The organism is Alteromonas sp. AWQ4_252 (assembly GCF_056158205.1).
Window position 1 is genome coordinate 4,064,051 of record NZ_JBSWSV010000001.1, and the last position, 14,744, is coordinate 4,078,794.

Annotated in this window: 11 protein-coding genes; all 11 read right to left on the reverse strand. The window is 48.3% G+C overall.

The annotated features are described in order from the left end of the window. Nucleotides 1-45: 45 nt before the first annotated feature. The 11 genes from ACXACM_RS17865 to murD all read right to left on the reverse strand — a co-directional run bounded on the left by ACXACM_RS17865 (nt 46) and on the right by murD (nt 14,744). Complete coding sequence (locus ACXACM_RS17865; protein WP_474823435.1) at nt 46-927, reverse strand: peptidoglycan DD-metalloendopeptidase family protein; 882 nt, start codon at nt 925-927, stop codon at nt 46-48. A 108-nt stretch (nt 928-1,035) separates the two neighbouring features. Further along, nucleotides 1,036-4,074, reverse strand: a complete 3,039-nt coding sequence (locus ACXACM_RS17870) for a ligand-binding sensor domain-containing diguanylate cyclase (RefSeq protein WP_474823436.1) — start codon at nt 4,072-4,074, stop codon at nt 1,036-1,038. A gap of 279 nt (nt 4,075-4,353) precedes the next feature. Next, nucleotides 4,354-5,265, reverse strand: coding sequence for a UDP-3-O-acyl-N-acetylglucosamine deacetylase (gene lpxC / locus ACXACM_RS17875; RefSeq protein WP_474823438.1), 912 nt, complete (start codon nt 5,263-5,265; stop codon nt 4,354-4,356). Nucleotides 5,266-5,416: 151 nt separating this feature from the next. Beyond that, on the reverse strand, nt 5,417-6,580 hold the full coding sequence (ftsZ, locus tag ACXACM_RS17880; protein WP_474823439.1) for a cell division protein FtsZ: 1,164 nt from the start codon (nt 6,578-6,580) through the stop codon (nt 5,417-5,419). 111 nt (nt 6,581-6,691) lie between these two features. After that, the gene (ftsA, locus tag ACXACM_RS17885) at nt 6,692-7,921 is read right to left on the reverse strand and encodes a cell division protein FtsA (RefSeq protein ID WP_474823440.1); all 1,230 of its coding nucleotides are present in this window, start codon (nt 7,919-7,921) and stop codon (nt 6,692-6,694) included. An 18-nt stretch (nt 7,922-7,939) separates the two neighbouring features. Beyond that, a complete protein-coding gene (locus tag ACXACM_RS17890) occupies nt 7,940-8,668 on the reverse strand; it encodes a cell division protein FtsQ/DivIB (RefSeq protein WP_474823441.1) in 729 nt (242 codons plus the stop codon). 12 nt (nt 8,669-8,680) lie between these two features. Continuing rightward, entirely contained in the window at nt 8,681-9,625 is a 945-nt protein-coding gene (locus ACXACM_RS17895; protein ID WP_474823443.1) for a D-alanine--D-alanine ligase, read from the reverse strand. Nucleotides 9,626-9,627: 2 nt separating this feature from the next. Further along, on the reverse strand, nt 9,628-11,070 hold the full coding sequence (murC, locus tag ACXACM_RS17900; RefSeq protein ID WP_474823444.1) for a UDP-N-acetylmuramate--L-alanine ligase: 1,443 nt from the start codon (nt 11,068-11,070) through the stop codon (nt 9,628-9,630). Then, on the reverse strand, nt 11,070-12,143 hold the full coding sequence (gene murG / locus ACXACM_RS17905; protein WP_474823445.1) for an undecaprenyldiphospho-muramoylpentapeptide beta-N-acetylglucosaminyltransferase: 1,074 nt from the start codon (nt 12,141-12,143) through the stop codon (nt 11,070-11,072). The genes murC and murG overlap by 1 nt, the downstream gene beginning before the upstream one ends. Continuing rightward, the gene (gene ftsW, locus ACXACM_RS17910; RefSeq protein ID WP_474823446.1) at nt 12,136-13,422 is read right to left on the reverse strand and encodes a cell division protein FtsW; all 1,287 of its coding nucleotides are present in this window, start codon (nt 13,420-13,422) and stop codon (nt 12,136-12,138) included. The genes murG and ftsW overlap by 8 nt, the downstream gene beginning before the upstream one ends. After that, entirely contained in the window at nt 13,419-14,744 is a 1,326-nt protein-coding gene (gene murD, locus ACXACM_RS17915; protein WP_474823448.1) for a UDP-N-acetylmuramoyl-L-alanine--D-glutamate ligase, read from the reverse strand. Before murD ends, ftsW begins: the two co-directional genes overlap by 4 nt.

Here is a 14,744-nt window from a genome sequence, read left to right on the forward strand (position 1 = left end):
TTGTGCCGCTTACTTCTTGTAAACGTATCTGGCTGCTGCTTTTCGTTATCGTCGCTTAGCAACGAAAGGCAGAGGATCGATGGGTTGCCCGTTTCTTATTACTTCATAGTGCACATGCGCACCGGTAGACCGACCAGTACTGCCCATGACGGCAATCGCCTGACCTTTGGTCACGACATCGCCAATGGACACAGACAATGACTTATTGTGCCCGTAGCGGGTTACATAGCCATCTCCGTGATCAATTTCTACCAGTAAACCATAACCATGACGCTCACCCGACCAGGTAACAATACCTGCCGCGGTGGAAATGACGTCATCGCCCGTTTTACCCGCAAAATCCAACCCTTTGTGCATGGTTGGTTTGCCGGTAAATGGATCTTTACGCATGCCGTAATAAGAAGACAACCACCCCGACGCTACAGGTCGGCCAGATAATTGACTCTGTTCATGGATATGATGCCCTCTCACCAGACTTTCAAGCATGTTGAGCTGTTGTTTTTTCGCTTCAACAGAGTTTGCCAGTCGATTGATTTCTTTCATGAGGGGTTCATCATCCACGCTTAACGGCGTAGAGTCGGGCATGAAGACGTCGAGATCGTCGGGCTTCATGCCAAATTCGTCGGCAATTAATTTGCCTTGTTCATCTAACTGAGCCAATGTGGCGTCCATTTCCGCCAATCGTTCAGCCAGCATAGTAAGCTGCTGTCTCGTTTTAACCGCCAGCTTCTCCACTTCGGCATTTTCAGTATTGTTTACTGCCTGAGCAAGCTTAATGCGGGCGATATCTTCTGAGACAGAGTCCGTTCCACGACTGGATACCAGAATAAACAAAGACGAAAGCACCGTGACGCTCACCAGTGTGCGAACACTGATGCTTTTGCGGTATCGTTTTTGTTTTCCTATGAAGGATATCGTCAGTTTCATTCGTCGAACTCTATTAAACCAAAGGCTAGTTTACCGTTGTTAACGCCAATGGACAAATACCAATCTTCGTGTGGGGCAGATTTTTTCTCTTGAACAATGTTTTCTGCCCTAGTCCTGCTTTTCACGAAAGGGAACCACATTATCTTTCATTTGTGACAACGCCTTTAAAATATGGGCAGAACCGCGAACGTTGAAGTAATCACTGGCAACCAGTCGTTCTGGTTTGCCTTTCGTTACTTTTGCAAGAATGTCATCGGGAAGCACAGACGAGGGAATAAGTTCCAACCAACCCGCTTTGCCAAAGCGCTTTACTAAATACATAGCTTTGTCGGCCAGAATAAGGCTGTGCGATGAAGTCCATGAATCGGTCTTTGCAGTCAGATGAAAGCAAACGCCTGCTGAACAACTTGGCTGCTTTGGCAGGTGCGCTTCGAAGGGCCAGGTAGTTGAGCTGATTGATGACATTAATCTTTCAAGGAATACATCTACCGCCATACTGCCTTCCAGAAGCACGAGGAATTCCTCGCCGCCCCACCGAATCACGTGGTCGGTACTTCTTGATGCCTTGGTTAATAAATGACTGAAATGGACCAAAATTTCGTCGCCTACTGCGTGCCCCATTTCATCGTTCAACATCTTGAAGTCGTCGATGTCCAGAATAATATAGTACAGCCCTTTTTCACTTCGCTGCGTGCGGGCAATGATCTTATCTATATACACATCCAGGTAGTGCCGGTTCTTAAGTCCTGTTAGCGCGTCAGTCATGCTGGCTGCTTGTAGCCTCTGGTTCGCCTCTTCAAGTTGCCGGTTAGCATTGTCCAGCTCGGTAGTCCGCTCATCGACCATGCGTTCGAGCCTGGCTTTAATTCGTTGTAATGAACGTGTGCGCAATCGCAAGATGGCCCAAAGAAGCGCCGCCACAACCACAGCCAGTAGTACCCTTGTCCAGTATTGCTCATACCACAGAGCGGGTATAGTCAGCGTCAGACTGTCTGCAGCAGACCACTGACTTTCCTCTCTTAACCGGGTCTGTAGTTCAAATGTGTAGTTTCCGGCAGGCAGGTTAGTATAAAAAGCTTCCCGCCTCACTGAGGTTTGTGTCCAGTCTTCGTCATAACCGACCAAGCGATATCTGAAGCGTATGGCACCGTTGCGGTAATACACGGGGCTGGAATACTCAAGACGAAGGTTACGCTGGCCTTCAGGTAATTGAATTACATCGTGCTGGTACCATTTCCCGTTCGCCTCCAGGCCATTAATAACAGGCGTTGGACGAGCATAAGACTGATTCGTTTTATTCATCTCTACCACTCCCAAACCATTGAGTGTGGGTAAGTAAAGTACACCATCGCGATAGAGCCCCTTTCCATTTCCAGCACCATTACAACAGCGAATACCGTCGGCATTCGATTCGGGCCCGTGATCATCGATTATAACAGTTGGATTAAGCTCGCTCCCTGCATTTAGCTCTTTCACAGGCAGGCTATACATACCCCTCAAGGTCGAAACCAAGAGTTCATCATCATGCTGGGCCGTGTACAGCGTACCATCAGCAGGTAAGTCAGTAGCAGCAAGCAATCGCCAACTATCGCCCTTCTGCACGGCAAAGCCGTGTTGGAAAGTGCCGATGATAAGACGGCCATCATCGAGTTCATTGATATGTGTGATTGATGCGCTGCCTAAAATCGGGTTGTCGGCAAAATTGCGAGCCTTATTGCCATCAATTTTGTACAGGCCTCGTGCCGTACCCACCCATAACGCGCCAAATCGATCCGTATGTACGGCACGGGTACTTTCACTGGCCAGGTCAAACCGCTTGGTTTCGTTTATGAGTTTTTCGCCATCAAAGCGGAACAGGCCTTTGAGACTAGCAATCCAAGTGTGGTTATTGTGATCTTCAGTAAAGCCATTTACCTGAATTCCAGACAAAGATGGGAACCGGTTTATCACTTCAAATCCAGTGTTCAAAGTCACCGCTCCTGAACGGGTTCCCAGCCATACTTTATCTGTACTATCTCGAAAAAGGCTGTACACCACTTTATTTGGAAGTACATTGGTATCTTTTAAAAGCGGTGTGAAGCGACCATCATCGAAAAGGTAAAGCCCATCATTTGCACCTACTATTACACCTTCATCTGAGGATAAAAGAGACCAAACATAAGGCTCCCCCAACCCGGCCTCCATCCCATAATTTCCTGTGCCATCGTAACGCAATCTTTGTAAACCATGGCTTTTGCTTCCCAACCACATGTAGCCATCTTTGTCTTCGAAGGCTGTGACATACCATGGGCGGGTATTGTCTGCTAACTTGTCCACACGGTCGATTAGTACATCATCAGCGAATTGCAAAAGACTCTGATCCATGGAAATCCACAGCGCCCCAGAAGCATCTTCGTACAGCATCTGTATGACGCCTGACATCTCTATATCGGCAAATTGCCGATTTACCAGCTCGCCATCATTTTGTAATTCAAATAACCCACCAGTGGTTCCAACAAGTAATGCGCCCTTATATCTGAGCAATTTGGTGATTTGTACATTGTCAGGTAAATCAAGGGGAGGCACGGCATAGAAATTCTGGTGAACGTCAATGTAGTACAAGCGATTAGCAAGGGCGACCCACAGGCGATTCCCATCAGCAAGAAGCTGCGTAACTTGTTTTTCGTCCGGGCTCAACAATTTGACATTTTGATTGTCGTCTTCGACAACGTAAAGACCGTTCGCCCCTGCATAGAGTTGGCCGTTGAAAAAAGTCAGTGCCTCGACTTTGCCTATACTTCTGTTGTCATAGTCTATTCGTGAAAAGTTTTTTTCTTCTTTTACAAGTAATCCATCAGCACTGCCAACCCAGATGCGACTTTCATCGTCTACCAGCAATGTACGTAAAATGGGGTCGGTAAATACTGCCGATGAACGTGCATTAAAGGTGGTAAAGTTATAACCATCAAATCGAGCCAACCCACCTTCCGTCGCCACCCAGATAAATCCGTCTTTATCCTGGGCAACCCCTACCGCTGAAATCTGCGGCATGTCATGACGGGTTGTCCATGTACGCTTATGGTAATCACTGTAACGAATGACATTTGTATTTTTCGATATGGGTGAGGCAACACTAATGCTTTGAAAAAGCATCAATAAAGTAATCATCAAGGTAAAAATCACGTGACAGGACACTAGCCGAAAACGACACAGTATCTCATTAAAGAGAATCAGTCTGGAGTTGTCTGTCAATGCTAACGCCATCATTGAATTACCTGGTTGCCCTGTAAGAGGAAAGTTCATCGGTTAAGCCGACGAATTTCTTCATTTAGCATAGCATGGTGGGCGTGATAGATCTGATGTCAGCACTTATACTTTGGTGACAAAAAGGTATGATGTTCACACATTAAGTACAAAAAAACCGCCTGGGGGAGGCGGTTTTGTTTATTACGCTAAAACGGGTTCTGCGTATCGTATGGGCATTTCGTCCTGATTTTCATAGGTTACATACTCCCAGCAATCCTCTTGGTTGAGTACTGCATTTAGAAGCATGTTATTTAACCCATGTCCTGTTTTATACGCAGTCAACTCACCAATGATGCTGTGACCACCCATGTATAAATCACCTACGGCATCCAGGATCTTATGTTTGAGGAACTCGTCGTCATAGCGAAGACCTTCTGGATTTAGAATGCGGAAGTCATCCAATGCTACGGCATTTTCCATGCTGCCGCCCAGCGCTAAATTGTTCGCATTCATATATTCCAGGTCTCGCATAAACCCAAAGGTTCTCGCACGACTGATCTCGCTTACATAAGAGCAGCTATCAAAATCCATCACCATGTGTTGACGGGTCTGGCTGATCACCGGGTGCTCAAAATCGATTCTGAAGTCGACTCTGAAACCGTCGTAAGGACGCAATTCGGCCCACTTATCGCCGTCTTCTACCCGCACTGTTTTGGTGATTCGAATAAACCGCTTAGGTGCATTCAATTCTTCAATGCCGGCGGACTGTAGCAAAAACACAAACGGACTGGCACTGCCATCCATAATTGGCAACTCATTACTGTCGACCTCGACAATAATGTTATCTATACCCAAACCTGCCATAGCAGACAGTAAGTGCTCAACAGTATTAATGCTGACGCCATCATCGTTATTGATACAAGTACACAATTGCGTATTACCCACGGCATTTGCACGCGCGGGAATATCAACAAACGGGGTGAGGTCAATGCGACGGAACACGATTCCCGTGTTCGCAGGCGCAGGCCGGAGAGTCATGCTGACCTTTTCCCCTTTATGCAAACCTATGCCGGTTTCTTGCACCGATTGTTTAATTGTACGTTGTCTGATCATGTCGTTGCTTTTACCTGTTCAAAAAGCGGTCGCGTATAATAGAGAAACTTGACCATTTTGTCAAATTTTTGACCATACGCAGCCGTGATTTCACACCACTAACCTTACTATGACAACATTTGCGGGATAAAACTCCGCAAATACTCAGAAGTTAATCTGCCTGTTTGCGCAAAAACGCTGGGATATCAAGATATTCCAAATCGTTGTTGGGCTGAGCTTCATTATCTACTTTGAGCGCCTGGTTGCCATCTGTAGTACCTACACTGCGATTTTCAGATGTAGATGTCGTGCCAAATTCACGGGCTGAACCAGACAAACGCGCGCCTTCTGAGCTCACTAAAGAGATGTCAGGCTTGCGCTCTGCTCCGATACCAGTTGCTACTACGGTCACTCGCAATTCATCTTCAAGTGCCATGTCAATAACGGTACCCACAACAACGGTCGCATTCTCTGAAGCAAAGGCTTTCACTGCGTTACCAACGGTTTCGAATTCATCGATAGAGAAATCAGGGCCAGCGGTGATATTAACCAAAATACCTCGGGCACCAGACAGATCAATGTCTTCGAGTAACGGACATGCAATGGCGGCTTCAGCGGCTTCTTCTGCGCGGTCGGCGCCAGAGGCAATACCGGTACCCATCATAGCTGTACCCATCTCAGACATCACGGTTTTAACGTCTGCAAAGTCAACGTTAATTAAGCCCGGACGAGTGATCAGTTCAGCAATGCCTTGTACCGCTCCGTTCAGAATATTGTTCGCTTCGCTAAACGCCTGAAGCAGAGGTGTACCCGGCCCCATGACCTTAAGCAACTTCTCGTTGGGAATGGTAATTAAAGAATCGACGTTTTTTGCCAATTCAACAATACCTTGCTCAGCAAAAGCGGTACGCTTCTTCCCTTCGAACGGGAATGGCTTGGTTACAACAGCAACGGTAAGAATACCCATTTCACGAGCAATTCTGGCCACTTCTGGTGCAGCGCCAGTGCCCGTACCACCGCCCATACCGGCAGTGATGAAAACCATATCCGCACCTTCAAGAGATTGGCGAATAGTTTCGCGATCTTCATGAGCAGCTTCACGACCGATGTTAGGATCTGCACCGGCTCCAAGGCCCTTGGTTACTGAAGAACCAATTTGCAATGTGACGTCAGCACTTGAGCTACGCAATACCTGTGCGTCGGTATTCACAGCGATAAACTCAACGCCTTCGATATTCTGAGCAACCATGTGCTCTACAGCATTACCACCGCCGCCACCGACGCCGATAACTTTAATTACGGCTTCTTCGCCGTGGCTATCCATTAATTCAAACATACTTACTCTCCGGATTTGTACGTCTAACAACACTAAGCCAGGTCATATGATGTCGATCGAATGCCTCCGTGCGACCGTATGCCGTAGTCTTAGCGCCCCCAAAAATTAAAATTAAAACTCACCTTTAAACCAGCTTTGCACTCGTGAAAGAAAACTTTCACCAGACTTCTGCTTACTGGACTTCTTATTTTCAGATTGCATTTTCCCATAGTGGAGCAAACCCACTACAGTTGCAAAACTTGCATCATCGGTATATTCCGATAATCCGCGCATATTTATTGGTTTACCTACTCTGACAGGCATCTGAAAGAGTTCTTCAGCGAACTCCACCGCACCTTCCATTTTGGCCGTACCGCCAGTTAACACTAAACCGGCTGCAATTTGTTCTTCAAATCCACTGGCACGGATCTCTTTTTGTACCAGTTCAAATAATTCTTGGTAACGAGGTTCAATTACCTCTGCCAATGTGTGTCTCGACATTGCTCTGGCCGGTCTGCCACCCACACTGGGTACTTCAATATTCTCTTCCATGCTCACCATGTCTTTCAGCGCGCAGGCATAGTTCACTTTGATTTCTTCTGCGTTGCTAATTGGCGTACGGAAAATCTTAGCTATATCACTGGTGATCTGGTTTCCCGCCACCGGAATTACCGCTGTATGGCGAATAGCACCATCGGTGAATATAACGATATCCATGGTTCCGCCACCGATATCAACTACACAGACACCAAGTTCCCTTTCGTCGTCGGTTAACACTGCGTAACTGGACGCCAGTGCCGAAAAAATTAACTGGTCAGAATGCAATTCGCAACGCTCGATACACTTCACCAGGTTTTTTGCCATATCATCTGCACAGGTAATAATGTGTGCTTCGGCTTCCATTCTCACCCCTGACATTCCAACCGGGTTTTTAATCCCTTCCTGAACATCAATGGTGAACTCCTGAGGAAGTACGTGTAACAATCTGCGCTCCGCAGCAATAGGCACTGAACGGGCGGCGTGAATAACATTGTCAACGTCTTCCTGGGTAACTTCCTGGTTGTTAATCGGTACCATGCCACTTTCGTTCTGGCATTTTACGTGACGACCGGAAATCGACATAAACACAGACGATACGCGGCAATCAGCCATAAGTTCCATTTCACTCACAGCCCGCTGCACAGATTTCACCACCAGGTTGAGGTCGTTTACGCCTCCCTTGTCCATACCTTGTGCTATATGAGTACCTACACCCACAATACTGATCTGATCATCGTCCAGCAATTCACCGACAACGGCTTTTACATTGCTGGTGCCGATATCCAGTCCGACAATCAGATTACGCTCAGCGGTTTTTGACATTGTGTTCCCAAACTCTCATTAACTTTCTTTGTCTTCTGCTTCTACCCAGCCAACTGCCAGCCCGGTGTCATAACGCAGATCCACATATTTTACAGCCTTAGGCTGCTTCACCAGCAACGGATAAACATCGATAAAACGTTGCAGACGATCAATAAACTCTTTGCGCCCTAAATTCAGTCTGACGCCATTACTCAATTGTACTTCCCAGGCAAAACGCTCGCTTAACGACAATTCCGCTATGGGCATCGCTGTGGTTGCCAATAACGATTGCATTGCGTTATACCCTTCCAATGCTGTTTTTTCGCTTCCACCCGGGCCGTATAACCGGGGTAGTAACTGCTCATCGTCACGGGCACTGAATGTGTCACCGTAAGGATTGAGCAACAAATCGTCGTTCCACTGTGCAACAGGCGTTTGTTCTACCAGATAAATCTTCAGCGTATTCGGCCACTGCTTGCGCACCGACGCCCGATAAATCCAGGGCTGTGATTCCACCAACCGATATACTTCATTGACGTCCAACGCAAAAAAACTGCCAGGCTGGGATTCCCGTATCAATCTTTCCAACCTGCCAATATCAACGTGGGCAAAATCACCGGAAAAATCCACCACCTGCACCGGCGCGCGCTGGGCATCCTGCAGATAATCGCGAATGCTCATTGCACCCACAATTAATCCGACGATAACCATGGCCAGGAAAATAACCCCTGACCAAATGCGAACCGGTTTGTGTTTCCCGTCTGCCATCCTATGCCCTTGTTACGCGTCCGGTAAGCTAGTGGCAAGTATTGCCATGGTCAGTGCGTCGAAATCTAATCCCGCCACATTAGCCGCCTTGGGCACTAAACTTTTTTCGGTCATTCCTGGCACAGTATTGGCCTCAAGGAGATAGAATTCACCTTCCGCTCCTTGCATTACATCAATGCGACCCCAGCCGCTGCAAGACAGTGCTTTAAACGCTCTGAGTGACAAATCCGCCAACTCAGCTTCTTTGTCTGCAGACAGACCGCTGGGACAGTGATACACGGTGGTATCGTCCTGATACTTGGCCGCGTAATCATAAAAATTGTGGGGGGTAGACATGCAGATTGATGGCAATGCCCTGCCCTGTAAAACAGAGACAGTGAACTCGGGGCCATCAATATACTGCTCTAACAGGACTTGATTATCGTACTTAAAAGCGTCCTGAATGGCAGTTTCTAGTTGTTTAGCGCTTGTCACTCTCGCCATCCCGATACTGGATCCTTCCCGGGCTGGTTTGACCATGACTTCATTCCCCAATTCCATCATTATAGCCCCGCATGATCCAGCTTCAAAGTCACTTTTATCAGCAATTCGATATTTTGCTGTAGATAAGCCCAGACATTGCCAGATTTGCTTGGTGTGGATCTTGTCCATAGCCAGTGCTGAACCCAGTACTCCACTACCAGTATAAGGGATGCCGAGTTGCTGTAACGCGCCTTGCATGGTGCCATCTTCGCCGCCGCGACCGTGTAACATGATGAGCACTCGGTTAAATTTTTCTTCAATTAAATCAACAAGCTGCCTTTCACTTGGATCAAATGCACAGGCGTCCACGCCTTGTCTGAGAAGCGCATTTAACACAGCTTTTCCTGAGTTAAGCGATACCGCTCGCTCGGCTGAGTTGCCTCCGAACATCACTGCGACACGTCCAAATTGTTGTGCATTTACCGGTTCAACCATTATTACCACTCACGTTGAAATTTTTTTGGTTCGAGGTCAAATTGTGCCAGTTTTCTGGCAATTTGACCGATATTACCCGCTCCCTGGGTCATTATCACGTCGTTTTCCTGCATCACATTTGCCAGAATATCTCCCAACGCGGCCGGGTCTCCCACGTAAATTGGCTCAACCTGGCCCCGCAAACGAATAGAGCGACACAACGATTTACTGTCAGCACCGTCAATAGGCTGTTCACTGGCTGCGTAAACATCTAATAGCAGCAGTACATCAACTTGCGACAACACGTCTACAAAATCTTCGTATAAATCCCGGGTGCGGGTGAATCTGTGTGGCTGATACACCATCACCAATCGCTTTTCTGGCCAGTTTGCACGAGCTGCGGCCACTGTCGCCTTCACTTCTGTCGGATGATGACCATAGTCGTCTACCAAACACACCTGCCCCACACTAGTTGTATAATCGCCCAACACTTCGAAACGCCTGCCAATTCCTCCGAATGACGCCAGTGCAGTGGTGATGGCTTCATCATCAATACCTTCATCTGTAGCAACGGCGATAGCAGCGAGCGCGTTCAACACGTTGTGCATACCGGTAAGATTAAGCGTAACCTGCAATAACGGTTTGTCTGGCCTCACTACTTCAAAACTTGCCTGACCAAACCCCAGACGCACATTTCTGGCACTTACATCATTAGATGAATCGATACCATAAGTAAGGATGTTTCGCCCTATCCTGGGGCGCAATGACTGGATAACAGGATCGTCACCGCACAAAATCGCCTGCCCGTAGAACGGCAAATTGTGTAAAAATTCGATATAGGCGTCCTTCATTTTATTGAAGTCACCTTCGTAAGTGCCCATGTGGTCAGGCTCAATATTGGTTACCACAGAAACCATAGGCTGCAAGTGTAAAAACGACGCATCACTTTCATCAGCTTCGGCAATGAGATAGCGGCTTTTGCCCAACCTGGCGTTGGTTCCCGCACTGTTGAGTAGCCCGCCAATCACAAATGTAGGGTCGTATTTAGCTTCTGCGAAAATGGTAGCAATAAGACTGGTGGTAGTGGTTTTCCCATGGGTTCCGGCAATCGCAATACCATGTCGAAAACGCATGAGCTCCGCCAGCATTTCAGCGCGCCGGATAATGGGGATGCGATGCCCCCTGGCGTATTGGATCTCCGGGTTTGCTTCATTAATTGCACTCGATACCACAACCACATCAGCGTCAGTTACGTTGTCAGCACTGTGGCCGATAAACACGTCAGCGCCCAGCCCCTGAAGACGCGCGGTCATTGCACCCGGCTGAATATCAGACCCTGCAATATCATAGCCTTCATTCAGTAACACTTCTGCTATACCGCCCATTCCCGCACCGCCGATCCCAACAAAGAAAATACGCGAAACTTTGCGCATCTGCGGACTTTGAAAAGGCTTCTCACCTACCATTATGCTTTATCTCCTATCAGCAGTTCACATTGAGCGACTACCTGCTGTGTCGCCTCCGTTTTAGCAGCCAGCCTTGCCTGACGTCCCATGGACAAACAGGTCTGAGGCTGCCTTAACAGGGCTTCAATCTCTTTTACTAATGTTGTTTCCAGTTCTTGCTGGGGAATTAACTTTGCTGCGCCAGCTTCAACCAAAGAGAGCGCGTTTTTCGTTTGATGATCATCCACCGCATGTGGCAGTGGTACAAAAATAGCCGGAAGACCGGCAGCAGCCACTTCTGCCACAGTTAAGGCTCCCGCCCGGCAAACAATGAAATCTGCCCATGCATACGCGCTGCCCATGTCGTCAATGAACTCGCTGACCTGCACATCCACGCTACCGTTCCCATAGGCATGTTTGACTGATTCCGCTTTGCCCTTGCCAGCCTGATGACGAATAGTTAAGCCGTAGAGGTTTTTACAAGCTTGCGGTACGGCTTCATTTAACGCCTGGGCACCTAAACTTCCACCAATAACCAACATGCGCAATGGCGAGTGCGTTTCCGTCTTTACTGGTAGCGACAAAATCCCATCTCTTACCGGGTTTCCTACCACTTGAGTTTTCCGGCCGTGATGACCAAAACCGCCTCGGGCCTGCTCAAAACCGAGAAAAATGGTTTTCGCCAGGCGACCCAGAAGTCTATTGGTCATTCCTGCGGCAGCGTTTTGTTCATGAATGAGCAAGGGTATGCGTTTCAGCCAAGCGGCAATACCTCCGGGGCCGCTTGCATAGCCCCCAAAACCCAGTACGACGTCCGGCTTTATCTGCTTAATTAATTTGTGAGCTTCGAACAACCCTTTTACCAACGCCTTCACACCATTTACTCTAGCGCTAATACCTTTTCCACGGAGGCCTTTAACGTGAATAAAGTGAATGGGAAAACCGTGCTGTGGCACCACTTGTGCTTCCATACGCTCCGACGTTCCCAGCCAGTGAACGTCCCAGCCGGCATTTTTGAGTTGATGAGCAACGGCAAGCCCGGGGAATACATGTCCTCCTGTTCCACCAGCCATGATCAGGCAGCGCTTAGTCATTCTGCGCCTCCCGCTCAACATCTTCTAGCATGGCTGTAACATCATCCTTGGAAGACGCTGGTACAGCTGCCGCTTTCTTTTTAGCCGACTTACGCTTATCACCACGGCCCAACGCCTGTATGCCGTCCACGCGCAATTCAAAGTCGATGCGCATCAGCATGGCGATAGAAACCGACATCACAATTAAGCTGGTGCCACCGTAACTAATTAACGGTAGCGTCAATCCCTTCGTGGGAAGCATGCCTGCACTGGCACCAATATTAACGGCGGTTTGAAAACTCAACCAAATACCGATGCTGTACGCAAGATAGCCTTCAAATGGACGTTGTTTTTCCAGTGCCCGATTCCCAATTTGCAATGCCCGGACAACGAGAAACAAAATGAGCCCCAACACCGCAATTACACCTACAAAGCCCAGCTCTTCTGCCAGAATAGCCATGATAAAATCGGAATGAGCCTGAGTGAGAAACTCCAGTTTTTGATAACTGTTGCCTAACCCCTGGCCGAACCAACTACCACGCCCATACGCCATTAGAGACTGTGTAAGTTGATAACCGCTGCCAAACGGGTCGGCCCACGGATCCAGAAAAGAAGTCACTCGCCGCATGCGATATTCTTCAAAGACAATAAGAAAGACAATGGCCAGCAAGCCGACAAATACAATCGCAAAAAACTGCCACAACCGGGCTCCGGCGAGAAATAAAAGCCCCATAGTTGCAGTAAACATTACCACGACGGTGCCAAAGTCAGGCTGCAATAACAACAAGCACGCCAACACGAAAAACACCACCAGGGGTTTGACAAAGCCCTTAATATTCTCAGTAACTTCTTCATAGCGCCGCACGAGATAACCGGCAAGATAAGTAAAAAAGAACAGTTTTGCAGGTTCCGCTGGTTGCAGTGTCAAGGGCCCCAGTACTATCCAGCGGGTACTACCATTGATGGTTCGTCCCACCACCAATACTGCCAGCAACATGACAATGGCGGCTAGTAACAACCATGGGTTCACAACCCGCCAAAAATTCATTGGCACTTGCAAAACAACACCGGAGGCGAGAACAGCGGCCAATAGGTAAATACCGTGTCGGATAGAAAAATAAAACGGATTGCCATATAGCCGGTCAGCGACAGGCATAGACGCAGATGTCACCACAATTAGCCCCAGTGACGCTAGCGCCAGGGCAACCAGGATAAGGCTTTTATCGTAGGGGGACGAAGAAGGCACGTTACCGTGCTTCTCAGCAAACAATGTAGATAACTTTGTAGAAGTACTCATCATTTGCCGTCTACCTCAGCAATAGCCTGAGCAAAGGCTTGTCCACGATGCATGTAATTGTCGAACATATCAATGCTTGCACAGGCAGGAGACAGCAAAACCATATCTCCGGCAGATGCATACTCAGCAGCAACAGAAACCGCAGCGGCCATGTCTTTTACGTAATGAGACCCCGAAACCAGATCCGCGATGGCTTTGCCATCTTTGCCGAGTGTAATAAGCACATCCACGTACTTAGATAACGCCTCTTGCAAGACAGAAAAATCTGCCCCTTTTCCGTCACCGCCAGCAATGAGAATAAGTTTGCCGGTTTTGCCGCGGCTAAGACCTTCCAATGCTGCTTGCGTGGCGCCAATATTGGTTGCTTTAGAATCGTCTATCCAGCGCACACCATTTTTATTTGCTACTTCTACACAGCGGTGCGGCGCAGACTTAAAGAAAATCACTTCCTTGGCCGCTTCAACTGGATCTACACCTGCGATAAAGCACAGGGCCAGCGCCACCTGTATATTTAGAACATTATGCTGACCAACTAAAGCCACTCTGTCCATGTTCAGAATCGCTTCGCCCCGCCAGGTTATATGATTGTCATGATAACCGAAGTAAGAGGAAGAACGCTCAAGGCCAACACCAACCCACTGTGCCGGCATTTCTGCCAACGGGCCAATATTGGGGTACGTTTCCGGGTGCTCCCGCCACACTACGGCATACTCGCTGTGACGATAAATTTGCTGTTTAGCTTCGCCATAAGCAGCCATGGTGCCGTGACGATCAAGATGATCATCGGTAATATTCAATATTGTGCCAGCCAGTACATGGAGAGTGCGGGTCGTTTCTAACTGAAAGCTCGAAAGCTCCAGTACCAGCATATCCCACTCCTCTCCAACGGCATCGAGTACGGGTTTACCGATATTACCGGCAGCACACACGTTAAGCCCACAGGCGTTCAGAATATGAGAGGTCAGTTGAGTGACCGTTGTTTTGCCGTTTGAACCGGTTATAGCAAGTATCGGCACACGGTTGATGCGAGCGAACAGCTCCACATCTCCAATTACCTCAACTCCCTGTTTGCGCGCTTCTTGTACGCAAGGGTGAGCCGGTGAGATCCCCGGACTCAACACCAAGGTATTCACGCCGTGCCAGTACTTAGCCGATACATCACCCAGACTCACTGGTGCCGTCATTGACACGGGAATATCTGCGGTTTCACGGGTATCCCACACTTTCACGCTGGCGCCATTTTTACTGAGAAAACGGAACACCGACTGTCCTGTCAGACCCAGCCCGGCCACCACAAATTGTTGAGATAGCAAAATAGCGTCCAT

Coding starts and splice junctions, on each gene's coding strand:
- ACXACM_RS17890 (WP_474823441.1), bottom strand. CDS start 8,668: ATGGCAGACGGGAAACACAAACCGGTTCGCATTTGGTCAGGGGTTATT.
- ACXACM_RS17870 (WP_474823436.1), bottom strand. CDS start 4,074: ATGATTACTTTATTGATGCTTTTTCAAAGCATTAGTGTTGCCTCACCC.
- ACXACM_RS17865 (WP_474823435.1), bottom strand. CDS start 927: ATGAAACTGACGATATCCTTCATAGGAAAACAAAAACGATACCGCAAA.
- murD (WP_474823448.1), bottom strand. CDS start 14,744: ATGGACGCTATTTTGCTATCTCAACAATTTGTGGTGGCCGGGCTGGGT.
- ftsW (WP_474823446.1), bottom strand. CDS start 13,422: ATGATGAGTACTTCTACAAAGTTATCTACATTGTTTGCTGAGAAGCAC.
- ftsZ (WP_474823439.1), bottom strand. CDS start 6,580: ATGTTTGAATTAATGGATAGCCACGGCGAAGAAGCCGTAATTAAAGTT.
- lpxC (WP_474823438.1), bottom strand. CDS start 5,265: ATGATCAGACAACGTACAATTAAACAATCGGTGCAAGAAACCGGCATA.
- murC (WP_474823444.1), bottom strand. CDS start 11,070: ATGGTAGGTGAGAAGCCTTTTCAAAGTCCGCAGATGCGCAAAGTTTCG.
- murG (WP_474823445.1), bottom strand. CDS start 12,143: ATGACTAAGCGCTGCCTGATCATGGCTGGTGGAACAGGAGGACATGTA.
- ACXACM_RS17895 (WP_474823443.1), bottom strand. CDS start 9,625: ATGGTTGAACCGGTAAATGCACAACAATTTGGACGTGTCGCAGTGATG.
- ftsA (WP_474823440.1), bottom strand. CDS start 7,921: ATGTCAAAAACCGCTGAGCGTAATCTGATTGTCGGACTGGATATCGGC.